The 24,581-nt window shown below is 69.7% G+C and carries 23 protein-coding genes and 1 pseudogene; 11 read left to right on the forward strand and 13 right to left on the reverse strand.

Features of this window, described 5'->3' with window-relative positions; all coding sequences use genetic code 11:
• Positions 1-74 precede the first annotated feature (74 nt).
• Positions 75-812 carry a MotA/TolQ/ExbB proton channel family protein gene (locus tag FMQ63_RS01735; RefSeq protein ID WP_011556787.1) on the reverse strand — a complete coding sequence of 246 codons (738 nt, stop codon included), beginning with the start codon at positions 810-812 and terminating at the stop codon, positions 75-77.
• Between the two features lie 325 nt (positions 813-1,137).
• Here FMQ63_RS01735 and FMQ63_RS01740 point away from each other — a divergent pair, with 325 nt between their 5' ends.
• Entirely contained in the window at positions 1,138-2,028 is an 891-nt protein-coding gene (locus tag FMQ63_RS01740; protein ID WP_011556788.1) for a general secretion pathway protein GspE, read from the forward strand.
• A gap of 341 nt (positions 2,029-2,369) precedes the next feature.
• A pseudogene (locus FMQ63_RS01745) lies at positions 2,370-3,329 on the forward strand (bifunctional methionine sulfoxide reductase B/A protein); the annotation flags it as partial.
• 8 nt (positions 3,330-3,337) lie between these two features.
• Here FMQ63_RS01745 and FMQ63_RS01750 read toward each other — a convergent pair.
• Genes FMQ63_RS01750 through FMQ63_RS01760 form a run of 3 tightly spaced genes read right to left on the reverse strand, consistent with a single transcriptional unit; the run spans position 3,338 to position 8,945 of the window.
• The gene (locus FMQ63_RS01750; RefSeq protein WP_044277299.1) at positions 3,338-5,254 is read right to left on the reverse strand and encodes a GAF domain-containing sensor histidine kinase; all 1,917 of its coding nucleotides are present in this window, start codon (positions 5,252-5,254) and stop codon (positions 3,338-3,340) included.
• The gene (locus FMQ63_RS01755) at positions 5,244-7,226 is read right to left on the reverse strand and encodes a PAS domain S-box protein (RefSeq protein ID WP_225909600.1); all 1,983 of its coding nucleotides are present in this window, start codon (positions 7,224-7,226) and stop codon (positions 5,244-5,246) included. The genes FMQ63_RS01750 and FMQ63_RS01755 overlap by 11 nt, the downstream gene beginning before the upstream one ends.
• Before the next feature lie 54 nt (positions 7,227-7,280).
• A complete protein-coding gene (locus tag FMQ63_RS01760) occupies positions 7,281-8,945 on the reverse strand; it encodes a nitrous oxide reductase family maturation protein NosD (protein ID WP_026114051.1) in 1,665 nt (554 codons plus the stop codon).
• Positions 8,946-9,346: 401 nt separating this feature from the next.
• Here FMQ63_RS01760 and queD point away from each other — a divergent pair, with 401 nt between their 5' ends.
• From queD to FMQ63_RS01790, 6 genes are all read left to right on the forward strand, one after another.
• Positions 9,347-9,709: a 6-carboxytetrahydropterin synthase QueD gene (queD, locus tag FMQ63_RS01765; RefSeq protein WP_011556793.1), complete on the forward strand. Its 363-nt coding sequence runs from the start codon at positions 9,347-9,349 to the stop codon at positions 9,707-9,709.
• Positions 9,710-9,751: 42 nt separating this feature from the next.
• Positions 9,752-10,501, forward strand: a complete 750-nt coding sequence (ydfG, locus tag FMQ63_RS01770) for a bifunctional NADP-dependent 3-hydroxy acid dehydrogenase/3-hydroxypropionate dehydrogenase YdfG (RefSeq protein ID WP_011556794.1) — start codon at positions 9,752-9,754, stop codon at positions 10,499-10,501.
• Between the two features lie 109 nt (positions 10,502-10,610).
• Positions 10,611-10,973 (forward strand): Uma2 family endonuclease, encoded by a 363-nt coding sequence (locus tag FMQ63_RS01775; RefSeq protein WP_074960085.1) that lies wholly within the window; start codon positions 10,611-10,613, stop codon positions 10,971-10,973.
• A 50-nt stretch (positions 10,974-11,023) separates the two neighbouring features.
• Positions 11,024-11,467 carry a hypothetical protein gene (locus FMQ63_RS01780; protein WP_011556796.1) on the forward strand — a complete coding sequence of 148 codons (444 nt, stop codon included), beginning with the start codon at positions 11,024-11,026 and terminating at the stop codon, positions 11,465-11,467.
• Position 11,468: 1 nt separating this feature from the next.
• Positions 11,469-12,593 (forward strand): alpha/beta fold hydrolase, encoded by a 1,125-nt coding sequence (locus tag FMQ63_RS01785; RefSeq protein ID WP_011556797.1) that lies wholly within the window; start codon positions 11,469-11,471, stop codon positions 12,591-12,593.
• Positions 12,590-13,498, forward strand: a complete 909-nt coding sequence (locus FMQ63_RS01790) for an alpha/beta fold hydrolase (RefSeq protein WP_011556798.1) — start codon at positions 12,590-12,592, stop codon at positions 13,496-13,498. Before FMQ63_RS01785 ends, FMQ63_RS01790 begins: the two co-directional genes overlap by 4 nt.
• A gap of 19 nt (positions 13,499-13,517) precedes the next feature.
• On the opposite strand, the gene FMQ63_RS01795 is transcribed toward FMQ63_RS01790, so the two are convergent.
• From FMQ63_RS01795 to FMQ63_RS01815, 5 genes are all read right to left on the reverse strand, one after another.
• Positions 13,518-14,267 (reverse strand): queuosine precursor transporter, encoded by a 750-nt coding sequence (locus tag FMQ63_RS01795; protein ID WP_026114052.1) that lies wholly within the window; start codon positions 14,265-14,267, stop codon positions 13,518-13,520.
• Positions 14,268-14,307: 40 nt separating this feature from the next.
• Positions 14,308-15,087, reverse strand: coding sequence for an SDR family NAD(P)-dependent oxidoreductase (locus tag FMQ63_RS01800; RefSeq protein ID WP_011556800.1), 780 nt, complete (start codon positions 15,085-15,087; stop codon positions 14,308-14,310).
• Positions 15,088-15,117: 30 nt separating this feature from the next.
• Entirely contained in the window at positions 15,118-15,957 is an 840-nt protein-coding gene (locus FMQ63_RS01805) for a dihydroneopterin aldolase (protein ID WP_011556801.1), read from the reverse strand.
• A complete protein-coding gene (locus FMQ63_RS01810; protein WP_026114053.1) occupies positions 15,954-16,679 on the reverse strand; it encodes an SDR family oxidoreductase in 726 nt (241 codons plus the stop codon). Before FMQ63_RS01810 ends, FMQ63_RS01805 begins: the two co-directional genes overlap by 4 nt.
• A gap of 121 nt (positions 16,680-16,800) precedes the next feature.
• Entirely contained in the window at positions 16,801-17,232 is a 432-nt protein-coding gene (locus tag FMQ63_RS01815; protein WP_225909601.1) for a hypothetical protein, read from the reverse strand.
• A 126-nt stretch (positions 17,233-17,358) separates the two neighbouring features.
• Here FMQ63_RS01815 and FMQ63_RS01820 point away from each other — a divergent pair, with 126 nt between their 5' ends.
• Entirely contained in the window at positions 17,359-18,075 is a 717-nt protein-coding gene (locus FMQ63_RS01820) for a class I SAM-dependent methyltransferase (protein WP_011556804.1), read from the forward strand.
• A 7-nt stretch (positions 18,076-18,082) separates the two neighbouring features.
• Here the strand turns inward: FMQ63_RS01820 and FMQ63_RS01825 are convergent, their stop codons facing one another.
• Positions 18,083-18,586 (reverse strand): GreA/GreB family elongation factor, encoded by a 504-nt coding sequence (locus tag FMQ63_RS01825; RefSeq protein WP_011556805.1) that lies wholly within the window; start codon positions 18,584-18,586, stop codon positions 18,083-18,085.
• 105 nt (positions 18,587-18,691) lie between these two features.
• Here FMQ63_RS01825 and FMQ63_RS01830 point away from each other — a divergent pair, with 105 nt between their 5' ends.
• A complete protein-coding gene (locus FMQ63_RS01830) occupies positions 18,692-19,366 on the forward strand; it encodes a dienelactone hydrolase family protein (RefSeq protein ID WP_011556806.1) in 675 nt (224 codons plus the stop codon).
• Positions 19,367-19,391: 25 nt separating this feature from the next.
• On the opposite strand, the gene FMQ63_RS01835 is transcribed toward FMQ63_RS01830, so the two are convergent.
• Positions 19,392-19,865, reverse strand: a complete 474-nt coding sequence (locus FMQ63_RS01835) for a hypothetical protein (protein WP_225909602.1) — start codon at positions 19,863-19,865, stop codon at positions 19,392-19,394.
• A gap of 266 nt (positions 19,866-20,131) precedes the next feature.
• Between FMQ63_RS01835 and FMQ63_RS01840 the strand changes: the two genes are divergently transcribed.
• Positions 20,132-20,656 carry a hypothetical protein gene (locus FMQ63_RS01840; RefSeq protein ID WP_020477972.1) on the forward strand — a complete coding sequence of 175 codons (525 nt, stop codon included), beginning with the start codon at positions 20,132-20,134 and terminating at the stop codon, positions 20,654-20,656.
• Here FMQ63_RS01840 and FMQ63_RS01845 read toward each other — a convergent pair.
• Together FMQ63_RS01845 and FMQ63_RS37765 are read right to left on the reverse strand one after the other, a co-directional pair.
• Positions 20,598-23,384, reverse strand: coding sequence for a DUF4105 domain-containing protein (locus tag FMQ63_RS01845; RefSeq protein ID WP_011556808.1), 2,787 nt, complete (start codon positions 23,382-23,384; stop codon positions 20,598-20,600). The genes FMQ63_RS01840 and FMQ63_RS01845 overlap by 59 nt on opposite strands.
• On the reverse strand, positions 23,384-24,382 hold the full coding sequence (locus FMQ63_RS37765; protein ID WP_225909603.1) for a hypothetical protein: 999 nt from the start codon (positions 24,380-24,382) through the stop codon (positions 23,384-23,386). The genes FMQ63_RS01845 and FMQ63_RS37765 overlap by 1 nt, the downstream gene beginning before the upstream one ends.
• Positions 24,383-24,581 lie beyond the last annotated feature (199 nt).

Below are 24,581 nucleotides of genomic sequence, written 5' to 3' on the forward strand. Positions count from 1 at the left end.
GGGAGCGCGCCGCGCGTCCCCACATCCGTGGGGACAGGACAGCGCGCCCGGACTCCGGGTTCCCGAAGGACTTCCTACTCCTCGTCGCGAGCCGCCGTGGGGACGTTCAGGTTCTTGAACTTGTCCTTGTTGGCCACGATGAGGTTGAGGACGGAGACGCTGGTCTCGTTGATGTCGTTGATGAGGCTCTGCGTGCGGCCCGTCAGCACGGAGAAGGAGATCAGCGCCGGGATGGCCGTGAGCAGACCGAAGCCGGTGCAGTTCATGGCTTCAGAAATACCGATGGCGAGAATCGCCGCCTTGTCGGCCGGGTTCACGTTGGCCACGGCCTCGAAGCAGGCGATGAGACCGGACACCGTTCCGAGCAGACCGGCGAGCATCGCCGCGTTGCCGAGCATGGCGAGGTAACCGGTGCGGGCCTCGATCTTCGGCGTCTCGCGGAGGCTGGCCTCGTCGAGCGCGGCCTGGACCTCGTCGTTGCCCTTCGGAACGTTCATCAGACCGGCCTTGATGACGTTCGTCAGCGGCGTGGACTTCTGGCCAGCCACGTAGTTGATGGCCTTGTCCAGGTCACCCGCGTAGATGTGCTTCTTCAGGCCACGCAGGAAGGCCTCCTTGTTGATGGAGGCCTTGCCGAAAAGGATGATGCTTCGCTCGACCATGATGGCGAGTGCCACGATGAGGCAGGCGGCGATGGGGTACATACCCCACTGGCCGGCCTCCCAGCGCATGGCGATTTCTTCGAAGAAGCCCCGCTGAGGGCCGCCGACATTCGCCAGCACGGTCAGGTTCGTCACAGACGCCAGGTCCATCGAGTGTTGCCTCCACAGGCAGCTTGGCCCGCTCTAGCGGACCTTCCAGACCTGACGTCCCCCCGAGCGGACGGTCCACCCGGTTGGGCGGCAGGAATGGATGTTGAAAACGGTGTGCCGACTTTAGGAATGGGCGTGTGGGGTGTCAAGGTAGGGGCAGTGCCGTTAAGTGCTGAAATCTCACAGGAATTTTGCGCTGAGCCCCCTCTTGTCAGGCCGTCCTCCAAGCAGCAGCGCGGGCATTTTCGGGGGTATTCCCAAGTGCCTCCGGATGTGACACCGCGCTTGCTTCCTGGGTTTCGTCGCGCGTGTTAAGGCCGGATTCATGGCGAGGAAGCGCATTGGCGAGCTCCTGTTGGAGCAGCGGGCGATCAGCGTCGCCCAGCTCGAGGCGGGGCTCGCAGCTCACCGGAAATCAGGACAACGGCTGGGGGCCACCCTCATCGCGCAGGGTGCCATCACGGAGGCCACGCTCGCGGACGCGCTGAGCCAGGCCCTGGGGCTGCCGCGAGTGGACCTCGCGGCCACCACGCCGGAGTGGGCCGCGGTGCACATGCTGCGCGCGCGCTTCTGCGAACAGCACGACTTGTTCCCCGTCGCACTGGAAAGCACGGGCGGGCGCAAACAGCTCGTGGTGGCGATGAGTGATCCGCTCAACGTGACGGCGGTGGAGGAGATTGAGTTCACCACCGGCCTCAAGGTCAGCCCGCGCGTGGCGCCGCTGTCCACCGTGCGTGGCGCCATCCTCCGCTACTACCACAAGGTGCCGGTGGCCTCGCCCTCCGCCAGCCGCCCCGCGCCCGCGAGGCCCGCCGCGAAGCCGGTGAAGGCCGCGCCGCCGGTGACACGCCCCACGGCGCCGCCGTCCGAAGAGGATGACGACGAGGAGGTCATCATCGGCGAGGAGCTGCCGCCCGGCGAGGCGACGCAGCGCACGTCCCTGGCGGAGCTGATTCGCGCCCGCGAGGAGCAGAGCAAGCAGAAGCGCGGACAGGGCGGCGCCGCGAAGCCCAAGGCCCCCGTGGCGAACGCGGGCGGCGTGCTGGACGACCTGGACTACCTCTTCGGACAAGCGCGAGAAGACCCGGATCGCGTCGAGGAGCTGGAGCGGAAGTTCTGGGCGCTGATGCGCATCATGGCGCGCAAGGGCCTGCTCACGAACGAGGAGTTCACCCGCGAGCTGGACGACGAGGACAAGGCCAGCGGCGAGTCGTGACGATGCACCGGGGCCGGGAGGAATCGGCTCGAGGCGGTTCGTGTGGCACGGGGCATCTGCGCGGGGCGCCCGCCTGCATGCCCGGCGGGCGGAGGCCCGGTGCCACCGCCTCGGAAACCACCTGGGGGCCTCGCGCGTACACACAGAAGCACCCGCGCTCGCGGGAACTTCCGGAGACCGCGTCCATGCCCACCGCCTCCACCTCCTCGTCCCTGGCCCGTCGGCTCATGCCCCTGGCCCTTGCCGCGCTCGCCGTGCTGTCCGCGTGCACCGAGGCCCGCGGGGCCGCGCCCGCCGCGCCAGGCCCCACCATCCAGGACACCCGCCGCTACGAGAAGCCCTCGGACGCCGACTTGCGGCGCACCTTGTCCCCGCTGGCCTACGAGGTGACGCAGAAGGGAGCCACGGAGCCCGCCTTCCGCAATCCCCTGTGGAACCACCACGAAGAGGGCCTCTACGTCGACGTGGTGAGCGGCGAGCCCCTCTTCTCCTCGCGCGACAAGTTCGACTCCGGCACCGGCTGGCCCAGCTTCACTCGCCCGGTGGACAGCGCTCGCATCGTCGAGAAGCGGGACAGCACGCAGGGCATGGAGCGCGTGGAGGTGCGCTCGAAGGCCGCGGGCTCACACCTGGGCCACCTCTTCGGGGACGGGCCCGCGCCCGCGAAGACGCGCTACTGCATCAACTCCGCGGCCCTGCGCTTCGTCGCGGTGAATGACCTGGCGAAGGAGGGTTATGGGGCCTGGCTTCCACTCTTCGGCCGCCCCGCTCCGGCCGCCGCCACGAAGCGCCAGGACACCTCGCCCTTCACGGAGACGGCGCTGCTGGCGGGCGGGTGCTTCTGGGGAATGGAGGACCTGCTGCGCAAGATTCCCGGCGTCGTCCAGACGGAGGTGGGCTACACGGGCGGCTCCAGCGCCTTCCGCAATCCCACGTATCACGACGTGAGCTCGGACAAGACGGGGCACGCCGAAGCCGTGCGCGTCGTGTTCGACCCCACCCGGCTGACGTACGAGACGCTGCTGGAGCAGTGGTTCTTCCGCATGCACGACCCGACGACGCTCAACCGTCAGGGCAATGACGTGGGCACGCAGTATCGCTCCGCCATCTTCTACCTGTCCGACGCCCAGAAGCGCGTCGCCGAGGAAGTGAAGGCGCGGGTGGATGCCTCCAGGAAGTGGCCCCGGCCCGTCGTCACGCAGATTGTGTCCGCGGGCGCATTCACCCCCGCCGAGGACTACCACCAGGACTACCTGGTGAAGAACCCGGGCGGCTACACCTGCCACTACATGCGGGACTGAGCGCGGGCTCAGCCCTGCTGGAGCGGCAGGCGCACGATGAAGGTGGTGCCCTCGCCCATGGTGCTCTCCACCGTCAGCCGGCCACCGTGGTTCTCCACGATGCCCTGGCAGATGGAGAGCCCCAAGCCGGTGCCCCGCCCTTCCGGCTTGGTGGTGAAGAAGGGCTCGAAGATGCGCTGCAGGTGCTTGGGCTCGATGCCCGTGCCCGTGTCGCGCACCTTCACCACCGCGTCCTGCCCGTCACGGCCCGTGGCCAGGATGACGGAGCCTCCCGGCGGCATCGCGTGGCACGCGTTGGTGATGAGGTTGACGAACACCTGCACCAGGTTGGCGCGCACGGCGGACAGGGGTGGCAGTTCGATGTACTCGCGCTGGATGGTGACGCGAGCCTGGGCCACCACGTGCTCGCAGAAGCCCACCGCCATGTCCACGATGGCGTTGAGTTGCACCCGCTCCGGCCGGTCCTGCGCCGGGCGCGCGTAGCTGACCAAATCTCGCGTGAAGCGGAGGATGCGGTGGCTGCTCTCCAGGATTTTGCGCAGCTTCTCCTGGTCCGCCGGGTTGGCCCCCGGCGTCATCCGCGAGCGCTGGAGCAGCGCGTCCGCGTACGTGGCCACCGCCGTCATCGGGTTGTTGATTTCGTGCACCACGCTGGCGGCGAGCTGACCGATGGAGGCCAGCTTCTCCGCGTGGATGATGCGCTTCTCCAGCTCCTTCACCACCGTGATGTCCTGCCCGATGGCGATGACGCCCTCCACCTCCCCGTGCTGGGAGAGCTTGGAGGAGGTCGCGAAGGAGACGCGCACCTCCGCGCCGCTGCTCGTCAGCAGCCGCGTCTCGAAGCTGTTCACCGGCTCGCCGCGAATCGCCGCGGCGATGAGCTGGTTGAGCCGCAGGTGCTCGCTCTCCGGGATGAGCCAGAAGAAGTCCCGGCCCAGCACCTCTTCCTTGCCGAAGCCGGTGAGCGCGCTCAGCGCCTGGTTGAAGACGACGACCTGCTTGTCCCGGTTCGCCACCAGGATGAGGGCGTTGGCCTTCTCCAGCAGGTCCTCCAGGTACTTGCGGACGAACGTCAGCTCATCGATGAGCTTCGCGTTCTTCACCGCCACCGCCACCTGGTTGGCGAGCTGGAGCAGCACGCGCTCGTCATGCGGCACGTCGGAGACGAAGTCCGCCGGGTACTCCATGTTGATGGCGCCAAAGAGTTGCCCGCTGGCAACCAGCGGCGCGCTCACGCCATGGGTGCTGTCCTGGAACAGCAGCGGGACTTCGCCCAGCACCGCCACGCGGTCCACGGGCAGGGACGCGCGGTCCAGGCTCGTCTTCTCCACCGCGCGCTCCATCAGCACCAGCGGCTCGTGCGCGCCTTCCTTCAGCCGCCCCTCCGCGTAGAGCGACGTGAGACCGCCCGTCCGCGAGTCGGTGATGCGGATGCAGAACGAACGCCCGGGGAACAGCTCCTTCACGCCGCGAGCCACCGCGGCGACCAGTTCCTCCTCGCCGCCGGCCTCGGCCACGCTGCGGCCCAGGTCCAACAGCACGCCTTCAGTGCGCGCCTGCTCCAGAAGGGCCCGCTCCGCCACCACCAGCCGGTTGCGTGACAGCTCCGGCTCGTTGCGCGCGCGGACGGCCACCACGTCGCCCCGGCGGGACAGCGTCAGCACCACGCCGGGCAGGTCGGGCAAGAGCTCCACGTCGCAGCTGGCGCCATCCGCCGGCACGCTGGCGCCGGACAGGGTGCGCGCCACCTCCTCCACGGACACGTGCTGGTCGGCGCAGAAGCGGCGGAAGGCGTCGTTGACGGCGACCAGGCGCAGGGCCGGGTCACACATGGCCGCGGGGGCGTCGAGCGCCTCGAACAGGGCCTGGAAGAACTCGGGGGCAGGGCCGCCGGCGATGCGCACGGCTCGGGTCTCAGTCTTCATGGGAGGTGGCCTTGTCCAGGTCGAGAATCTGTTGCGCCCCCATGTAGGACTTCGTCTCGTAGCGGGTAATCTTTCCAATCTTCCGGACGATTTCCGCCATGCGCTCCGCCTCGCGGTAGATGATGTCCACCGGCTTCCAGGCGAAGTCGTCTTCCTTCAGCTTCCGCTTCAGCAGCTCGGCGTAGCCCATCACCGAGGTGAGCGGCTGGTTCAGCTCGTGCGCGGCGGTGCCAGCGAGCGCGACGATGACCGCGCTCTTCTCGCTCTCCTCCAGCCGCGTCTCCACGTCGGACAGCTTGCGCTCCAACTGCATGCGCGCGCGCATGTCCGTGAAGATGCCCACGCTGAACACCTCACGGCCCCCTTCGTAGACGATGGAGGCCGTCATGTTCACCGGCACCCGCTCACCGGAGCGGTGCACCAGCTCCTCCCGGATGAGGGACAGCCGGCCCTTGCCGCCGTGCTCGGGCGCCCGAATCATGGCCATCACCCGCTTCGCCACGCCAGGCGGATAGAGCTGGTGCACGGTGAGGCCGCCGCCCAGGGCCTCCTGCGCGGTGTAACCGCACAGCGCCTCCGCGCCCTTGTTGAAGAGGATGATGCGCCCCTTCAAGTCGGTCGCGATGATGGCGTCCACCGACGAGTCGATGAGCCGCTCCAGGAAGTCCTTCGTCTGGAGCAGCTCGTCCTCCAGCCTTCGCGCGTCCGTGACGTCGCGGAAGGAGAGGATGGTGGCCGCCTCCTCGTCGCGCAGCGGCGCCGCGGACATGGACAGCGTCAGGCGGCGACCCGTGCGGGTGCACACCTGCACGTCCGCGCCGGAGCGGGCCTCGCCGCGCGCGGCGGTGGTCACCAGCTCCATCAGCACGTTCTCATCCACCGGCTGAGTCACCTGGTGCAGGTGGCGGCCCCGCGCGTCCGGAGCATCCACGTCCAGCATGGCCGCGCCGGACGGATTCAGCGACAGCACGCAGGCCTTGTCGTCGAGGATGGCCACGCCTTCACTGACGTGCGCGAAGAAGAGCTGGTACGGCTTGAACGAGGCCGCCTGCTCCTCCGCGGCCAGGCGGGCCGTCTTCTCCGCCTCCGTCTGCCCGCGCACGGACTGGAGCACGGACGCGTTGCGCAGGGCCACCGCGGTGGCGTGCGCCACGGTGGTGAGGAAGTCGATTTCCCGCGGCGTGAAGGTGCGCCGCCGCCCCGCCGCGCGCAGCAGCAGCACGCCGCGCACCTGCCCGCGGATGGGCAGCGGCAGCGCGGCGATGGCGTGGATGCCCCGGGCGGCCACCGCGCGCCGCTCCACGTCCCCCAGCAGCGGGTGGGTGGAGGCCTCCTGCATCACCACCGGCTTGCCCGTTCGCATCACCTCGCGAATCTCGGGGTAGCGCGACAGGTCGATGCGCAGGTCCTTGAGCGTGGGGTCGTCGCTGGCGGCGACGATGATGCCCTCATCCGCGCTGCGCCCCAGCATCACCAGCGTGGCGCGCGCGATGTCCAGCTTCTCCGCCAGCCGCCGGGTGACGCCGTGCAGCAGCGCCTCCACGTCCGACGTCTCCGCGTAGTCCGCCGTCAGTTCCAGCAGGAGCGCTAGGTCCTCCTGGCTGCGCGCCTGTTCCTCGCGCTCCACGTGGCGCTCGGCGGCGCACTGGAGCCGCCAGGCCAGCTCGTGCATGGCCACCGGCGCGGTGAGGACGTCCGCCGGTTCGAGGGACTGCGCCTCGGCGAAGTGGCTTTCGCCCGGTGCCACCAGCACCACCAACGTGAGGTGGGCGGCGAGGGCGGCGTCCACCAGGGACTGCCCCGCGGCGAGCCCTCCCGGCGCGGTGAGGTCCACCAGCGCCAGGGAGGCCTCTTCGAGACCGTCCACCACCCGTAGACCCGCACGAGCGGCGGCCGCGGCCAGCAGCTCCCGCGCGGGTGAGTCCGAGGGCACCAGGGAGATGCCTGATACGAATTCCAGCGAGGACGGCACGTGGAGAGTGGGGTCCAGGGCAGAAGGGGCCCCCACTCTACACGCCCTGACGGCTCAGGGGCAGTCCGACTCGAAAGCGCCCTGGTCCGGGCCTGGCCCGCACCAGGCCAACCCCAGCGACAGCCCCGCGTTGAGGGCGGGCGAACCCGCCCCCAGGCGGAAGTCCCCGGTGTCGATGTTGACGAAGCCAGGGGCCTTCTCCTGGGAGCGGCCGTCCAGCCCGCTCTGCGAGCGCCACTGCGAGAAGCCCATGTCCACGCCGTTCAGCCGGAAGAGGGCCGAGCCCGAATTGCGGAAGTAGAGGTTGGCGTCCACCACCGCCCCCGAGCGCCCGGGGCCGCCGCGCACCGCCACCCCACATCCGGAGAAGACGTTGTTGCGCACATCCAGGCTGGCGCTGGCCCCGGTGTCGCCATGGCCGAAGGTGAGACACGGCCCGGGCATGTTCCAGACGGTGTTGTGATGAACCTTCACGTTCGACGTCGTGTCCACGCGGATGCCGCTGCCCTCCTCGCCGCCGCCCAGGCCGTCCCGCACCAGGTTGCGGCGGATGACGATGTTGGTGGGCGGCGAGCCCTGGCGCACCCCGCCGATGCTGATGGCGCGGCCGTTGTTGTAGAAGACGTTGTCCTCCAGGGTGACGTCCTTCGCGGACAGGTGCACCACCACGCCCTCGCCGCGCGAGGTGGATGACATCTTGTGGCCCCAGATGATGTTGCCGCGCAGCGTGACGCGAGTGCACGTCTTCACATCGACGCCATTCTCACGGTTCTCGTGCAGCTCGTTGTCCTCCACCAGGAGGTTGTCGAAGGGCGTGCCGGAGATGGTAGCGCCGCCCTCGGGGCCGATGCACTGCACCGCGTCCCCGGAGTTGTGGTGGATGTCGTTGCCACGCACCACCACGTTGCGCGCCGTCGTCTGGACGATGACGCCGTGGCTGTCATCTCCGTTGCGGTTGAAGTGGGAGATGGTGTTGCCCTCGATGAGGACATCACTGGCCTTCTCACACACGTTGACGCCCGCGCCCGCGGTGCCGTTCTTCAGCGTGGAGCCACGCAGCACGCCGTGGTGGGCACCCACGCCGCGGAACAGCACCGCGAAGGAGGCATTGCCCGCCACGTCGATGGTGAGCCCCTCGATGCTCCAGTACGCACCGCGCACGTCCACCATGGAGGAGCCGCTGCCGGACGGCTTCAGCACCGGCTTCGCGCCCGGCGCGGCCCGCAGCGTGAGCAGGCTGGACGCCGAGCCACCCTTCTCCTCCAGCTTGAGGCGCTCGGCGTAGGTGCCCGTCTTCAGGTAGATGGCCTCGCCCGGCCGCACCAACGCCAGCGCGCGCGTCACCGTTCGCAGCGGCGCCATCTCCGTGGCGGAAGCACTGTCACTGCCGTTGGGCGCCACCCAGAGGATGCGCGAGTACTGGGGCTCGGGTTCAGGCGGAGGCTCCGGTTCTGGCTGGGGTTGGGGCTCGGGCTGAGGGGGCGGATCCGGGATGTCGACGATGACCGGCGGAGGCTCCGGCGTTCCAGGGTTCGTCGTGTCGTCGTCATCGTTGGTGGGAGGCGTGCCAGGAACGGACGGGTTGCCCGTCGACGGCGTCTCGCTGGAGCCCGGAGGCGAGCCACCTTCCTGGGTGAGCTCCCCCTTGCCATCGCAGGCCAACAAGGACAGCAGGGCAGCGGAGCAGAGGGCCGTGAACCACGGCGAGCGGTTGCGCATCCTGGCGGACTCCTGGTGTGGGTCGCGGCGCGGGAGGCGCTCGCGAGGACGGCCGCCAATTCCGAGCCCCGCGCTGTTCATTCCCTCCGCTCGCGGCAACCCCTGCCTGCCGGGACGTAGAGGGAGGAGGCAGGAAACGTGGTTTCGCGGGGTTGGGACGGATGCTCCGCATCACCGACAGGTGGGCCGTCGCGGGGAGCTGAAGTGTGATGTGTGCAACGCGCGCGGGAATATTCCCGGGGATTTTTCACACAGAGCGAAGGGCCGAGCCGGGCCTCCCCGGGCGCGTGGGCGCGCGGCGAGGCGAGACATGCCGGTGTTTCAGGGAGGCAGGGCGTACCTTGACGCCAGGAGGAACGCGCGGGATATGAGCCGCCTTCCACCCGCTGTCAGGAGACGCCTTGGACATCTTCAAGGAATTCACCTTTGAGGCCGCGCACCGGCTTCCCAACGTGCCGCCCGGGCACAAGTGCAGCCGGCTTCACGGCCACAGCTACCGGGTGGAAATCCACGTGCGTGGCCCGGTGGGCTCGCAGTCCGGGTGGGTGATGGACTTCTCCGACATCAAGGAGGCCTTCGAGCCCCTGCGGCTGAAGTTGGACCACTACTACCTCAATGAGGTGGAAGGCCTGGAGAACCCCACCAGCGAGAACCTGTCGCGGTGGATCTGGAAGCGCCTGCGTCCGGGCCTGCCCCTGCTCAGCCGGGTGGTGGTCCGCGAGACGTGCACCAGTGGCTGCATCTATCAAGGCGAAGACGACTGACAAGCCGGGCCCTCGCGGGGCTGGCTCCACGAGGGGACTGCCATGAACGTTCTGATTACCGGGGCCACCGCGGGATTCGGCCTGGCCATTGCCCGCCGCTTCATCCAGGACGGCGCGCGCGTCATCGCCTCCGGGCGGCGCACCGAGCGGTTGGAGGCCTTGCGCGCGGAGTTGGGCGAGCGGGTGCTCCCCCTGACGCTCGACATCACGGACCGTGAGGCCGTGGAGCGGGCCATCCGCTCGCTGCCGGCGGAGTTCGCCGAGGTGGACGTGCTGGTCAACAACGCGGGCCTGGCGCTGGGGTTGGACCTGGCGCAGTCGGCCCGCGTGGAGGACTGGGACACGATGGTGGACACCAACGTGAAGGGCCTCCTGTACTGCACGCACGCGGTGCTGCCCGGCATGGTGGCGCGCAACCGGGGCCACGTCGTCAACATGGGCTCGGTGGCGGCGGAGTGGCCCTACCCGGGCGGCAACGTGTACGGCGCCACCAAGGCCTTCGTGCACCAGTTCAGCCTCAACCTCCGCGCGGACCTGCACGGCACCGCCGTGCGCGTGACGGACATCGAGCCCGGGCTGGTGGGCGGCACGGAGTTCTCCAACGTCCGCTTCAAGGGCGACGACACACGCGCCGCGTCCGTCTACGCCAACACCCAGGCGCTGACGCCCGAGGACATCGCGGACGCGGTGCACTGGGTGGCCACGCGACCCGCGCACGTGAACATCAACGTCATGTCGCTGATGCCGGTGTCACAGTCCTTCGGGCCCCTCCCGGTGAAGCGACAGGGCTGAGCCAGGAGGACCTCTGGAGTACCCTGCACCCCGGAGGTCCTCCCGGCGCAGCCAGCAACTGGCGCCGTTCGACCCGGAGCTCGGAGCGGAAGGCCCGGGCGGCTGGGTCATCCTCCCGAAGCCTGAGCTCCACCTGGGCGGCAACGTGCTCGTGCCAGACCTCGCCGGGTGGCGGCGCGAACGCATGCCGGAGATTCCAGACGTGACGGGCGTGGAGCTCGTCCCCGACTGGCTCTGCGAAGTCCTGTCCCCCTCCACCGAAGCCCTGGACCGTTCGAGGAAGATGACGCTCTACGCCCGCGAGGGTGTGAACCATCTGTGGTTCGCGGACCCGCGCATTCAGTTGCTCGAGGTCTATCGTCGGGAAGGCAACCCCTGGCAGCGCCTGGACGCGTACACCGGTAGCGCCCATGTCGATGCCGAGCCCTTCGAGGCACGCAAGTTGAATCTTGGTTCACTTTGGGAACGATAGAGCCAGGCTGCGGCGTCCCCTGCGCCGCGCCTTGAGATAACCTGCCGGCCATGAGTCATCCGGAACGACCGCCGCCGTCCCAGGGGCTCCTCGCCCGCGGACTGAAGCTGCTGGGCCACCTCACCCACCCGGACACGCGCACCGGCAAGGTCTTCACCCGCGCCGAGGAGGGCCTCACCCGCGCGGCCGCCAAGGTCACCGAGAGCCCCGCGTACCTGCGCGTGAGCGGCTCCCTCATGCGCCAGGGATTCAACGCCCGCATCCGCCGCAATGGCCTGGTGGAAGGCGCGCTGCGCACCCTGCGCCTGCCCACCACCTCCGAGGTGGAGAACCTGCGCGACCAGCTCCGCCGGATGAATGACCAGGTGGAGGCGCTCGGCACCCAGTTGGAACTGGTGGTGGACCTGCTCCACCGTCAGGAAGGCGCGGAGCCCGAGCCTGAGTCCCCCGAGCCCCCGCCCAAGGAGCGCGCGCCCTCCAAGCGCCGCCGCTGACATGACCGCGTCCACGCCCCAGCGTCTTCGCTCCTTCGTCACCGGGCAGGTCGAGCTGACCCGCGCCGTCGCACACGCGCTCAAGTCGCGGCCCTTCAATCCGTACCCGTACCTCAAGCCCTTCATCGAAAGGGCCTCGGGCGTGCGCGAGCCGCCCATCAGCGCCACGCCGCACACCGTCGTGTACACGCGCGGCAGCATGCGCCTGCTGCGCTACGCGGCCCCGCGACGGCGCCACCGCACGCCCATCCTCTTCGTCTATTCGCTCATCAATCGCTGGTACATCCTCGACTTCCTTCCAGGGCGCAGCCTCATCGAGCACCTCACCCGCGAGGGATATGACGTCTACGCCATCGACTGGGGTGTACCGGGACAGGACGAGGAGCGGCTCACCTGGGATGACCTGCTCGGCGGGCTCATCCAGACGGCGGTGAGGTGGACGCTGCGCGTGAGCAAGAGCCGGGATTTGACGCTCTACGGCTACTGCATGGGCGGCACCATGGCCCTGGCGTATACGTCCCTGTACCCCGAGGGCGTCCGCAACCTCGTGGCCCAGGCCACGCCGGTGGACTTCAGCAAGGGCGGCCTCTACACGCTGTGGACGTCCGCCAACCACTTCGACGTGGACTCGCTGGTGGACGCCTACGGCAACGTCCCCACGCCGGTGCTGGAGAGCGGTTTCCTCATGGCCGCGCCGGTGCAGCGCCTCACCCGGTGGCTGGAGGTGTGCCGCCGCATCGACGACCCGGAGTTCGTCACCACGTTTCTGGCCATGGAACGCTGGGGCGCGGACCCTGTGCCCTTCCCGGGTGAGGTGTACCGGCAGTACATCAAGGACTGCTACCAGCAGAACCTCTTCCCCCAGGGCCTCATGGAAGTGGGCGGCGAGCGAGTGGACCTGCGCCGCATCCAGTGCGCCATCCTCAATGTCATCGCCGAGCACGACACCATCGCGCTGCCGGCGATGAGCGAGCCGCTGCCCTCCCTGGTCAGCTCGAAGGACTGTGAGACGCGGCGCTACCCCGTGGGCCACATTGGCCTGTCCGCCTCCAGCAAGGGCGCGACGAAGGTGTGGCCCTCTATTTCCGCGTGGATTGGCGCGCGCTCGAAACCGATGGAACCATGAACGCCTCGTCCGACACCGAAGCCATGGGCGTGCAGGTCCGCGAAGGCACCGTCCGCCTGCGGGATGGCCGGCGGCTCGCATACGTCGAGTCTGGAGACTTGAGCGGCCTGCCCGTGTTCTTCATCCACGGCAACCCGGGCTCGCGCCACATGCGCCACCCGGATGACCGGCTCACTCACGCGTTGGGCGTGCGCCTCATCACTCCGGACCGGCCAGGCTATGGCCTGTCGGACTACCAGCCTGGGCGCACGCTGCTCGACTTCCCGAATGATTTGGAGCAACTGGCCAACGCGCTGAGGGTTGGCCGCTTCGCGCTCTTCGGTGTGTCCGCCGGTGGCCCCTACGTCGCCGCGTCCGCGTGGAAGCTGGGCGAGCGCATCACCCGCGCGGCGCTCGTCTCCGGCGCGGCGCCCCTGGCCCGGCCGGGCGCCATGGAGGGCGTGAACCGGGACTACCGCAACGCGTACGCCATGGCCGCGTGGCCGGAGTGGCTACTGCATCCATTGATGGCCATGCATGACCGGCAGGTGCGCGCCAATCCCTCGCGAGCGCTGGCGGGCCTGCGCTCCCAGGCGTCGGCGGATGACCGCGCGGTGCTCGCGGACCCGCGCATCGCCGCGCAGGTGCAGGGCTGGCGCTACGAAGCCACGCGCAAGGGCGTGGCGGGAATACGGCGCGAGGCGCACATCCTCGCGCAGCCGTGGAACGTCCCCCTGGAGGAGATTCGAACGGAGGTGGACCTCTGGTACTGGGAGGGAGACAGCATCGTCCCGCCGCAGATGGGACGGTACCTCGCGAACCGGATTCCGCGTGCGGTGCCCCGCTTCTTCCCCGGCGGCGGACACTTCTCCATCTTCTCCCACTGGACGGACATCCTCACGCCGCTGGTACGGCAGGGAAGCTGAACCGCTGGGCCCCTCGCGCTCAGGCGGCGCGAGGCTGCTCCTCCTGGGTGACGGGCGGCGCGGGCGGGGCAATGGGTTCACCGTTCTCCCCCAGCACCAGGGGGGCGATGCCCAGCTTGCGCTCGACGAAGGCGTGGCCCAGGTAGATGAAGGGCGTCAGGCCCACCGCGACCAGCAACTTCACCACGTAGGACGTGTAGATGATGCCGAGGATGGTGGAGTTGGGCAGCACGCCCGTCCACGCCACGTACTGCACCACCACCGTGTCGAGGAGCTGCGACACCAGCGTGGAGCCCGTCGCCCGCACCCACAAGAACCGGTTGCGCGTCAGTCGCTTGAGCCCGTTGAAGATGGCGATGTCGCAGAACTGGCCCACCAGGTACGCCATCATCGACGCGACGAGGAAGCGCTGTGAGCCGGCGAAGACGTTGTTGAACGAGCCTTCCACCGTACCCGAGAAGTCCGGCGCACGCGTCAGCGGCGCCCACGGCACCTGCACGGCCATGGCAATCACCACGACCGCGAAGATGGCCATGAAGAAGCCCACCCACGTCACGAAGCGGGCCGCCCTCTTCCCGTAGAACTCGTTGAGGATATCCGTGAGGAGGAACGTCACCGGGAAGGGCAGGATGCCGATGGACATCACCGCCACCACCGGCCCCACCTTCGCCTCGAACAGCTTCACGCTGATGATGTCGCCCACCACCAGCGAGGTGACGAACACCCCCACCAACACCACGAAGAGCTGAAGCCGTCTGTCGAGGAGCATCCCGTCGTTCTCGTGAGCCGAGGCCACCTCATACCGCGCCTCACTCCCGCAGCAGTAGCCCTCCATCCAGCACCAGCTCGGAACCGGAAATCCACGACGCGCCCAGCAGGTAGCGCACCGCCTCTGCGACGTCCTCGGGGCGCCCCAACCGTCCGAGCGGATGCAGCGCCCGCAAGCCCGCAAGCTGGGCCTCCTGCCGCCGCGCGTACTCGGGCTCGGACAGCGGCCCCGCGCCGGGAGCCAGGCGCACCTCGCGCACCATGTCCGTCTCCACCACGCCCGGCAGCACCGCGCTGGCACGCACGCCTCGCGCCGCACCCACCAACGCCAGCACCTTCATCACCTGAAGGAGCCCTGCCTTCGCCGCGCTGTACACCGCGCTGGTGACGACGGGCCTCGTGGCCAGCGTGGACGCGATGAACACCTGCGCCCCACCCGGCTCCAGCACCTCCAGTGCCTGCTCGCCCAGCCGCAGCGGCGCGATGAGGTTGACCTCGAGCTGCGCGCGAAGCGCGTCCTCGCCGATGTGGCCCGGCGGCTGGTGCACCACCTGCCCCGCGCTGTGGACGAAACCGTCCAGCCCTCCCAGCAACCCGGCGGCACGGCGAAGCAGCCCCTCGCGGGCTTCCAGCGAGGCCAGGTCACACGGCAGCGCGAAGGCCTGTCCCGGCCATGCTGTCGTCAGCGACTCCAGCACCTCCACGCGCCGGCCCGACACCACCACCTGCCCCCCCGCGCGCAGCAGGGCCTCCGCCACCGCGCGACCAATGCCCGTCCCACCGCCAGTGACGAGCACCTTGCGCGTGCCCACCTCACTCATGGAAGGCGCTCCTTGAAGACACCGTCCCGCTCACGGTTGGTGCTCCGCGAGAGAGCCCGGCGCCGCGGGCTCATCCAGCGGGTAATAGGAGTGGCCGGTGACGGGCAGCAGCCCCTCCGGCGGCGGCTCGGTCTCCACCTCATCCGACGGGATGAAGCCCGGCCTGTCCACACAGAGCACCGTCTGCTCCGTGGATGAAGGGTTGTCGTAGCGGTGCAGGAAGCCGCGCGGCCAGTGGAAGGCCATGCCCCGGGCCACCGGCTTGAACTGCAGCAGCAGCCCCGAGCCCAGCACCAGCTCGCTCTCCTCCATCTGCTGGTGCGCGTGCGTGGGGATGCAGCCTCCCGGCTTCACCCGCAGCCGGTAGACGCCATAGCCCGCGCCCTCGTGGATGATGTCCACGCGGCCAAAGCCCTTCTCCTCCCGGCCGTACACCATCTCCGCGGCCGTCCGGTGAATCTGGAGCGACGGCACCGCCAACCCGCCCAGCGCCAGCGGCTTCGTCACCCGCACCGTGGCCGCATGGACCTGCGCGCGCGGGACGTCGTCGGTGGGCGGCGCCAGCACGTAGCGGCACACCGTCTCGACGGCGGACTCCAGCAGTTCGAAGCGGCAGGCCTCCAGCAGGAAGCGCAGCTCTCCCGCGAGCCGGCCGTAGTTCACCGTGTGCGCCAGCCTGCCTCCCACCGCGGCGGCGCGGGTGTCCAGGAACAGGGCCACGTCCAGTCGCAGCGGCTGGGCCGCGATGCGCTCCCTGTTGAAGATGCCCACGATGCAGTCCACCGTGAGGCCCCGAATCTCGATGACGTCCAGCGGGCGGCCGTCCGGCGTCGTGATGACGGGGGGATGGAATGCGTGTTCGGCGCTCATAGCTGTGCGCTCCTGCCGCCATCGACGGCGATGACCTGCCCGGTGATGTACGGCGCCTCGCGGGCGAGGAAGACGACGGTGCGGGCAATGTCCTCGACGTTGCCCTCGCGCCCCATGGGGATGCGGCGCAGCACCGCGTCGCGGGCCTCGGCGTCGAAGTCCTCGGGGAAGGCCACCGTGCCGGGCGACACGGCGTTGACCCGGATGTGCGGGGCCAGCTCCACCGCCAGCGCGCGGGTGAGCATGATGAGGCCCGCCTTGCTTACCGAATAGTGCGCGTAGTGACTCACCGGCCGCTCCCCACCGACGTCGGTGAGGTGCACCACCAACGGGTCCTTGCCGGCGCGCAACGCGGGGAGCAGGGCCTGGGTGAGGAAGAAGGGCGCGTCCAGGTTCACCGCCATCATGGTGCGGTACTGGTCGCGGGAGATGGCGGCGAAGTCGGTGCGCTCGAAGAGGCCCGCGTTGTGGACCACCACGTCCAGCGCGGGCCACGCCTCACGTACTTGCGCGGCCAGGGAGTCCACTGCCTCCGGGCGGCTCAGGTCGGCGGCGTGCAGGGTGACGCGACGGCCGAGGCCTCGGAGTTCGTCCGCCAGCGCTTCCAGCGGCTCAAGGGAGCGGTTCGCATGGAGCGCCAGGTCATAACCCGAGCGCCCGAGCGCCCGAGCCACCGCGCTGCCGATGCGGATGCCAGCCCCGGTGATGAATGCGGTCGCCATGCGGCGCATTCAGTAACAGGCCCGGCGGGGAAAGGCACTGCGGACCTGCTGCCGCGAGGCGCGCCGGGCTACCCCCGTATCCCGGCGCGCCCGCGGCGCGGTCCCCCGTGATTCGAATCGTCTAGCGGCGGCCGGCGCTGGCCACGTGCACCCGGCCCGGAGCGTAGGTCACCCACACCCACTCCTGGACCGGCTCGTAGCGGGCCGGCACCCAGCGCTGCTCGTAGAAGCCGCCGGTGCACCGGGTCACCCGTGAGCGACGGTTGTTACGCTCGCGGCACACCTCGGGGACCCACACCTGCTCGTAGCGGCCCTGCACCCAGCGGTTCACCGTCTGCAGTTCGTAGCGGCCCCGAGCGTGCGGCGGCGGCAGCGGCGCGGGTCCCGGGTGGCGGCGGGCGTCGACGTGGACACCGAAGTTGCCGCCGCGGCCGTCATGCCGGTGCTGCTGGGAGAACCGCGACTTCTCGTTGTCGTCCTTCGCATGCGCGGCCGTGGAGCCGAGGAACATCATTCCGAAAGCCAGCACCGCGAAACCCGTCTTGAGCGCCATTGTCGTCCTCCTCCGTCGTCCTGCTTGAACCTTCTGACGGGGCCCCCCACGGAACATTCAATGCCCGATACCGGCCGCATTTTCAGAGGGAGGGGCCGGTGTGGGTGCGATACACCCCGAGACACCATGTTCCACCGCAAGGGCCCCACCCTCCGGGAGCTGGCCGCGCAGGCCCTCACGTCCGTCGAGCACGGCTACGACCTGCTCGCGCCCAAGTTCGAGTACACGCCCTTTCGCACGCCGGATGCGGTGCTCGAGGCCGCCATTGCCCAGTTGGGCGCGCCCGGCAGCGTAGGCAGCGCGCTGGACGTGTGCTGCGGCACCGGCGCGGCCATGCGCTTCTTGCGTCCGCTCGCGCGGGAGCGCGTGGTGGGCTTCGACCTCAGCCAAGGCATGCTCGACGAGGCGCGCCAGCAGCTCGCGCAGGCGCCGGGCACCGCGGCGCTGGAGTTCATCCAGGGCGACGCACTGGCGCTCCCCTTCGACGGCGCGTTCGACGTCGTCACCAGCTTCGGCGCCTTCGGTCACATCCTCGAAGAGGACGAGCCAAGGCTCGTCAAAGGCATCGCCCGCGCGCTGCGCCCCGGGGGCCGCTTCCTCTTCGTCACTGCGCACCCGCCGTCGAAGCTCCGCCCGGGCTACTGGATGGCCAAGGGCTTCAACGCCGCCATGCGCGCGCGCAACGCGCTGTGGAATCCGCCCTTCGTCATGTACTACCTGACGTTCCTGGTGCCCCGGGCCCGCGCGCTGCTCGAAACGGAAGGCTTCACCGTCGAGGTGCGCGACGGACTGATGCCGGAGCCCTTCTCCGTGCTGAGCACCGTCATCGCCACCAGGCGCTGAGCCCGGCTCAGGACGCGGCGTAGTCCACGGCCGTCACTGTGTACTCCACGGGGCCACGGGGGCGATCCACCACCACGGACTCGCCCACTTCCTTGCCCAGCAGGGCCCGGGCCAGGGGCGACTCCACGCTCAGCCGCCCCGCCTTCACATCAGACTCGTCCGGCCCGACGATGCGGTAGCGCACTGGGCCGCCGTCCTCGTCCTCCAGTTCCACCCAGGCGCCGAAGAAGACGCGGCCGGCCTGCGAGGCGTCGGGCTCCACCACCCGCACGTCCTCCAGCACCGCCGCCAGCTCCTGTACGCGCCGCTCGCGCTCCTTGCGGCGCACGCCCGCCTCCAGCTCCGTGAACTCACCCGCCTTGGGGTCCGGCCCCTGCGCCGCCGCCAGTTCCTCCTGGAGCGCCCGGTAGCCCTCCGGGGTGATGTAGCGCTTCTCCCCGGAGGACGCGCGTGGACGGACGGGCATCACGCTGTCGTCGCCCGAGTCCTCCTTCGTGAATGCCTTCGACATGCCAGTCCTCTGTCGCCAAGCGGGCACGGCGGCGGGTTCGCGCGCGCGTTCGTGGAATCGGCCGTTAAGCTGCGCCCCCTTCCACAACCTCGCAAGGGTGAAGCCATGACAGGACAGACGCAGCTCATCGGCAAGCAGGGCCAGGCACTGGCGGGCTATCTGAGTGAAGCCCCGAAGGGCGACGCGCCCGGAGCGGTGGTGCTCATCCATGAGTACTGGGGCCTCAACGGCCACACGCGCGACGTGGCGGACCGGCTGGCGCGAGAAGGCTTCACCGTCTTCGCGGTGGACCTCTACGAAGGCCGCGTGACGAAGGACGCCAGCGAGGCCAACGCGATGCTGAAGGCGATGGCTTGGGACAAGGCCACGGCGGACCTGCGCGCCGCGGTGGAGGCGCTGCGCGCGCGAAAGCCCGGCACCAAGGTGGCCATCATGGGCTTCTGCATGGGCGGCGCGCTGACGCTGCTGGCCGCCGCGAATGAGCCGGGGCTCGACGCCGCCGTGCCCTTCTACGGCATCCCCCCGGAGGAGGCCGCGGACGTGTCACGCATCCGCGCGCCGGTGCTCGGGCACTACGCGAACAATGACGAATGGTGCTCGCCGGAGCGCGTGGACGCGTTGGAGAAGAGGCTGAAGGGGGGCGGCGTCCCCATGGAGATTCACCGCTACGACGCACAGCACGCCTTCTTCAATGACACGCGTCCGGAGGTCTACTCACCGGACAACGCCGCGAAGGCGTGGCAGCGCACCGTGGACTTCCTCCACGCGAAGCTCGGCTGAGCCTCGCGCGGAAGAGAGAACGGACTCAGTTGCTGGTATCAGGCGCCGCGGCGGGAGCCTCCGTCGCCGGCGTCTCCTCCGGCACGGCGGGAGCCTCGGGCGTCGCGGGAGCAGCAGAGGCCTCCGCCTCCTCGGGCGCGGCGACATCCGTCGCGGGCACCACCTGCAGGCGGTAGCTCCGAACGCCCCTGGGCAGCACGACCTCCACCAGCGGGTTTTCCTTCAGCAGCGCCGGCGTCACGTCGAAGGACACCCGGCCGTCCTCGTCCGTGACGTAGGACTCGCGCGAACGGGAGTCCTCGCCCCAGATCACCTTGGCGCCCTTCACGGGCTGGTTGGTGTCCGAGTCCAGGACGATGAGGTCCACCAGGGTACCGGCCGCCACCGAGGAGCCCGCGGGCTGGACGACGTCGCGATAGAACGGACGCTGCACGACGCAGGCGGCCAGCAGGGAGGAAGAGACAAGGGCAAGGGTCAGCAGTTTGCGGCGAAAGCTCATGGAAAATTCCGTACGGGCAGAGATGGGGGTGCTGCCGGGCGCGGCAGCATAGCCGGAGGCCACCGTCCGCCAAGTCCGGCGCGCATCTTCGGGCCCCTCGACTCGGGTATCCAGGGACTCCGCGAGTATTCCGGAGGGAGAATTCCAGGGCCCGGCAGGCGGCCCGCCCCCCGATGCGGCCAGCGGCCCTTCCGCGCACCCGCTGGCGTCACAAACTCATGGCCATCAAGCACACGTTGATTTGCCCCCGAGGGAGGTAGCCAGACATGCCCGAGCGCATCCTGACGCAGGACCCGGAGAAGGCCCTTGCCGGTCCCAAGCCGCGCTACGAGTACGTCCGCCGGGAGATTCCCGCGGACCTGACCTTCAAGCCAGACACCATCAATCCGGTCCACAACCGGTTCATCGTGAGCACGCTGGTGATGGCGTTCATCAGCCTGGCCCTGTTCTTCCTGCCCATGTTCAACGGGCTCCTGGCCGGCACCTTCGGCGGCTTCCACGCGCGAAGGCTGCCGCGCGCGCTCGGCGCGGCCGCCCTCTCCGCCGTCGCAGTGCCCGCCGCCCTCGCCTTCTTCCTCTTCATCGGCTCGGCGACCCAGGGCCACATCTTCTATGGCCTGGGCTTCTGGGGGTACACGGCGCTCTACGTCATCGGCATCTTCATCGGCGCCGTGACGGGGGCCATCAGCCACCCGTTCTGGACGAGCTACAAAATTGGCGAGCCCGCCCCTGTCAGCGCACCTCGAACCCAAGTGCCAGACGCCGCTCCGCCGAGCCGGCCAACCACGTAGACGGCGACAGGGCTTCCCAGTGGGGCGTGGGCGATATCGCCCCCTCCCACTGGACCTGCGCGCGGGGCGTGAGGAGCACGCCGAAGGGCCCCGCGCGCCCCAGCCACACCTCCAACTGGAGCGCCGCGCCCGCCTCGTGGGTGAAGTGTGTGTCCCCCACCCTCCAGGTGGGCGCGTAGGCCGCCTCCAGCCGCACCGCGTTGGCACCCGAACCGAACAGCCCCATCCGATGCGCCAGTGACAGGCGCGGCCCCGCGGCCGGCGTCAACACATCCCGGTTCCAGTGCACCGCGGCCAGGCCGCCCACGCCCACCGTGGTGAAGCGCGAGAAGCGCGCGTCCTCGTCCAGCACCATCAACGCCTCCGCCTGCACCGACGCGCGATAGCGCAGCAGGCGCGCGTCGCTCGACGCCACGCGGGCCTCGGCCCCCCAGCCGAGCGAATCCCAGAAGGAGTCACGGAACTGGGGAAGCTCGCGCAGCAGCGTGCGGTAGCCCAACAGCGTCAGGTCCGAGGCCACCACCTTGGGCACCCCCCAGCGCGGCAGGAGAAACAGCTCGCCATCGAGCACCCGCAGCTCACTGCTCGGCTGGAAGCCGTGGAGCCGCGCATCGCCCAGCGCCTCGGCCATGCCCGCGGTGCGTAGCCCCACCAGGGGCCGGGCCGCTGCCCCTTCGGGAAAGTCCACGCCCAGGGCCACCATCACGCGCCCCGCTCCGGACTCCCGCAGCGCGCCTTCCGCCCAAGCCGTCTCCGCCGCCACCTTGCGGCGCCGGTCCTCGTGCAGGAAGGCCACCGGGTCCACGGTCGCCAGCAAGCCGTCATTGAGCGTGCCCTGCACGTCGGTGGCACGGTGGAAGGTGGCCTCGGTTCGCTCGGCCCACACCAACGTCCGCAGTTCCTCGGGCGTGGGAGGACGGCGCTCCGCGGAGGCCAGTGCATCCTTCAGCAGGGTGGCGCGGTCCAACACCGCGAGCCTCCGCTGGAGCGCGTCCTCGTTCTCGAAGACGCGCTGGCGCTCGGCCGTGCCGGCCCTTGCCGAGCCCGCAACCGACACCTTCATCGCGAGCATCCGCTCGCGCTCGATTCGCAGGCGCTCGCCGTCGGCACGGTCCACCGCGGCGCGCTCCACCCGCACCGCGTGCGCCACGTAGGCATGCAGGTGCGCGCGGACCGTGTCGCGGGACGCCGTCTTCGCCGAGTGCATCAGCGCGGCCACCACTCCGGGCAGGTCGTCATAGGCCGGGGCGCGGACCTGTGGCTCCGGCGACTCCAACCGGGCATGCACGCCCCGGAGACGCGCGAGTTCATCGGCGCCGACATGTCCGGCCAGCGCGTCCAGTGCATCCTGCTGTGCCGAGCGCGCACGCACCGCGCGGTCCCCGGTGGACTCGAACGCATCCGGGATGTGCTCCAGGAGGGAGGACGTCTCGCCCCCCGGCTCCTCCACCTGCACCCGGGCCAGGGTGTCCAGCGTGGCGGTGGGCAGGACCCAAAGCGTGCCGGGAGGACGCAGCTGCCGCCCCCCCTCCAGCGCGCCGTTGAGCAGGAAGACGAGCGCGCTCGCGCAGTTGTCCGTGAAGAAGTAGTAGCCCATGTACCCGCGGCGCTCGAGCTCCCACACCCGCTCCAGCATCCGCGCTTCCTCGCCGGGCTTCAGGCGCAGGCGGAAGCGGCGGATGGAGCGCTGCTCCAGCTCCAGCGCCTCGTGGGACAGGTCGCCCATCGTCCCCGTGAGGAAGACGGTGTCGTAGGCCCCCGTCATTCCCTTCACCACGTAGCCCAGGCCCTTGGACTCCATCCCTGTCAGCGCGACCAGTTGCACCACCCGTTCGAAGGTAGGCCCCCGTGGTACCTCGCCCTCGTGCCACACCGGGCGCAGCAGCAGGTGTCCGAAGAGGGACTCCGGCTGACGGCCCGTGGAGGCCACCAGCAGCACCTCGAAGTGCGACAGGGACTCCAGCTCCGCCCAGGCTTCGAAGGCGGGGCAGTCGCCGCGCGGCGGCAGCGTGCCCAAGCCCGACGCTTCCAGCTGCTCCGTCAGTGCACGGGCCTTGGAGAACTCCTGGCAGCGAACGTGGTCATCCACCGGCAGCGCGTCCGCGCGCAGGGACTCCACGGGCACGAGCAGTTCCTCGGCGAACGTCACCCAATCCAATGAGGCGCTGCGCTGCCCCATGGCGCGGCTGAAAGCTCCGGCGTAGCGAAGGCGGACCTCCTCCTTCCACACCAGGGGCCGCTCGAAGGGCTTCATCCAACCCGACAGCCGGCGCCAGGCCGGGGTGCCGCTCCAGCCTTTCGCGTCATCCCAGCGCTGCATCACCGCGTGCACCACCGCGCGCCGGCGCCACAACCGCTCCACCTCCGCTTCTGTCAGTCGAGACAGACGCAGCGTGGCCCGGCGTTCCTCCGATGGAGCGTACTGGTAGAGGTGGAACCGCGCGCGGCCCTCCGTCCAGTCGGGACGCGCGGGGGAGCCATCGCCCAGGCCCAGCGGCGCTGCCTCCGGGTGCAGCACCAATTCCAGGGGACCACCGGGCGGACGCCGCATCGCCGGAGGCAGCGCCTCCAGCCCCGCCTCCACCTCCGTCACCAGGTCCGCGTCGGCCGCCGCGGCGCCCCGCAGGACCACGCCCGCCTGTTCGAGCGCTTGGACGCGCGCGGACAGGGCATCGTCGGCATGCACCGGCAGCGCGAAGACGAGCGCGAGCAGCCGCAGCCAGCGCATCAGTGCGCCACCGTCGCGGTGCCCTCCTGGGACGGTGCCGCGAGGAACGCGCGGCGCTCTTCCTCCAGCAACGGCTCGGCACGCGCCAGCTCTCCCACCCGCTCCATCCACGCGAGCGCGCGGTCCGGCGTGAGGGTGCTCGCCTCGGCCATCTCGAGCAGCTCCTTCCGGTTCGCGCGCAGCACGCGCCCGAAGAGGCCCAGGTGCTCACGCCGGATGCGAGCCGCCGCCGCCAGGTCCTCTACCGTCGGCCCCGCGCCCAGGGCGAGGTCCTCACGAAGCTGGTGCGTGCGCGCCCGCAGGTACACCTGGGCCGCGCGGCCCGCCTCTTTCGGAGACACCCCTCGGCGCCGCTCCACCGCGGCATACGCCTGCCAGATGATGATGCCGAGCCCCACCACCAGCGCGGCCACCGTCACCGAGGACGCCACGTCGTTGTTGTTCGACTGGCTGCTGTTGTTGCTGCGGGAGCGCGACGCCTCACCGTCCGCCTTCTCCGTTCCCGAGGAGCCCTCGCTCGTGCCGCCTTCCTCGGAGCTTCGAGAGGCGAGCTCCGTGGACTCATTGTCGCTCGACTCGGAGTGGCTCGTGCCCTCTTCACCAGAGCCGCTCGACTCCGACTGGCTGGAGCCCTCTCCACTGGAACCGCTCGACTCGGAGTGGCTCGTGCCCTCTTCACCAGAGCCGCTCGACTCCGACCGGCTGGAGCCCTCTCCACTGGAACCGCTCGATTCCGACTGGCTGGAGTCGCCCGAGCCCTCCGACGACGCACCAGAGTCCGACTGGCTCGATTCACCCGAGCCTTCCGACGAAGCGGCGGAGTCGGACCCCTCGGACGAAGCAGCGGAGTCGGAGCCCTCGGACGAAGCGGCGGAGTCGGAGCCCTCTGAAGCGCTCATGCCGCCTCCGGGCCCCAACGCCGCGGGCGCCCTGCATCCGGAGACCGTCATCACCACTGCCATGCACAGCGCGCGCTTCACGGACTTCTTCGTCTTCATCGAACGCATTTCCAGGTGTCCATCCGTTCTTCACGTGGGCCGGCCGTCGCACGGTGGTACAACCGATTGGCAGCCTAGCCAGCAGCGTGCCGAGCGGAAGGATGTTGCGATTTCGCGCCTTTACGCACGACACCACGCGGCATGCCGCGAAGCCCACGAACCGAAGGTGCGTTACGCGCTACGCGCTCGGTGAGCACCT

The organism is Myxococcus sp. CA005 (assembly GCF_006518205.1).
Classification (GTDB): domain Bacteria; phylum Myxococcota; class Myxococcia; order Myxococcales; family Myxococcaceae; genus Myxococcus; species Myxococcus xanthus.

What these genes read in the sequence shown, in the direction of transcription:
- FMQ63_RS01735 (WP_011556787.1), bottom strand. Translation starts at nt 812, where the DNA reads ATGGACCTGGCGTCTGTGACGAACCTGACCGTGCTGGCGAATGTCGGC.
- FMQ63_RS01740 (WP_011556788.1), top strand. Translation starts at nt 1,138, where the DNA reads ATGGCGAGGAAGCGCATTGGCGAGCTCCTGTTGGAGCAGCGGGCGATC.
- FMQ63_RS01750 (WP_044277299.1), bottom strand. Translation starts at nt 5,254, where the DNA reads ATGAAGACTGAGACCCGAGCCGTGCGCATCGCCGGCGGCCCTGCCCCC.
- FMQ63_RS01760 (WP_026114051.1), bottom strand. Translation starts at nt 8,945, where the DNA reads ATGCGCAACCGCTCGCCGTGGTTCACGGCCCTCTGCTCCGCTGCCCTG.
- ydfG (WP_011556794.1), top strand. Translation starts at nt 9,752, where the DNA reads ATGAACGTTCTGATTACCGGGGCCACCGCGGGATTCGGCCTGGCCATT.
- FMQ63_RS01780 (WP_011556796.1), top strand. Translation starts at nt 11,024, where the DNA reads ATGAGTCATCCGGAACGACCGCCGCCGTCCCAGGGGCTCCTCGCCCGC.
- FMQ63_RS01785 (WP_011556797.1), top strand. Translation starts at nt 11,469, where the DNA reads ATGACCGCGTCCACGCCCCAGCGTCTTCGCTCCTTCGTCACCGGGCAG.
- FMQ63_RS01790 (WP_011556798.1), top strand. Translation starts at nt 12,590, where the DNA reads ATGAACGCCTCGTCCGACACCGAAGCCATGGGCGTGCAGGTCCGCGAA.
- FMQ63_RS01795 (WP_026114052.1), bottom strand. Translation starts at nt 14,267, where the DNA reads ATGCTCCTCGACAGACGGCTTCAGCTCTTCGTGGTGTTGGTGGGGGTG.
- FMQ63_RS01800 (WP_011556800.1), bottom strand. Translation starts at nt 15,087, where the DNA reads ATGAGTGAGGTGGGCACGCGCAAGGTGCTCGTCACTGGCGGTGGGACG.
- FMQ63_RS01805 (WP_011556801.1), bottom strand. Translation starts at nt 15,957, where the DNA reads ATGAGCGCCGAACACGCATTCCATCCCCCCGTCATCACGACGCCGGAC.
- FMQ63_RS01810 (WP_026114053.1), bottom strand. Translation starts at nt 16,679, where the DNA reads ATGGCGACCGCATTCATCACCGGGGCTGGCATCCGCATCGGCAGCGCG.
- FMQ63_RS01815 (WP_225909601.1), bottom strand. Translation starts at nt 17,232, where the DNA reads ATGGCGCTCAAGACGGGTTTCGCGGTGCTGGCTTTCGGAATGATGTTC.
- FMQ63_RS01820 (WP_011556804.1), top strand. Translation starts at nt 17,359, where the DNA reads ATGTTCCACCGCAAGGGCCCCACCCTCCGGGAGCTGGCCGCGCAGGCC.
- FMQ63_RS01825 (WP_011556805.1), bottom strand. Translation starts at nt 18,586, where the DNA reads ATGTCGAAGGCATTCACGAAGGAGGACTCGGGCGACGACAGCGTGATG.
- FMQ63_RS01830 (WP_011556806.1), top strand. Translation starts at nt 18,692, where the DNA reads ATGACAGGACAGACGCAGCTCATCGGCAAGCAGGGCCAGGCACTGGCG.
- FMQ63_RS01835 (WP_225909602.1), bottom strand. Translation starts at nt 19,865, where the DNA reads ATGAGCTTTCGCCGCAAACTGCTGACCCTTGCCCTTGTCTCTTCCTCC.
- FMQ63_RS01840 (WP_020477972.1), top strand. Translation starts at nt 20,132, where the DNA reads ATGCCCGAGCGCATCCTGACGCAGGACCCGGAGAAGGCCCTTGCCGGT.
- FMQ63_RS01845 (WP_011556808.1), bottom strand. Translation starts at nt 23,384, where the DNA reads ATGCGCTGGCTGCGGCTGCTCGCGCTCGTCTTCGCGCTGCCGGTGCAT.
- FMQ63_RS37765 (WP_225909603.1), bottom strand. Translation starts at nt 24,382, where the DNA reads ATGAAGACGAAGAAGTCCGTGAAGCGCGCGCTGTGCATGGCAGTGGTG.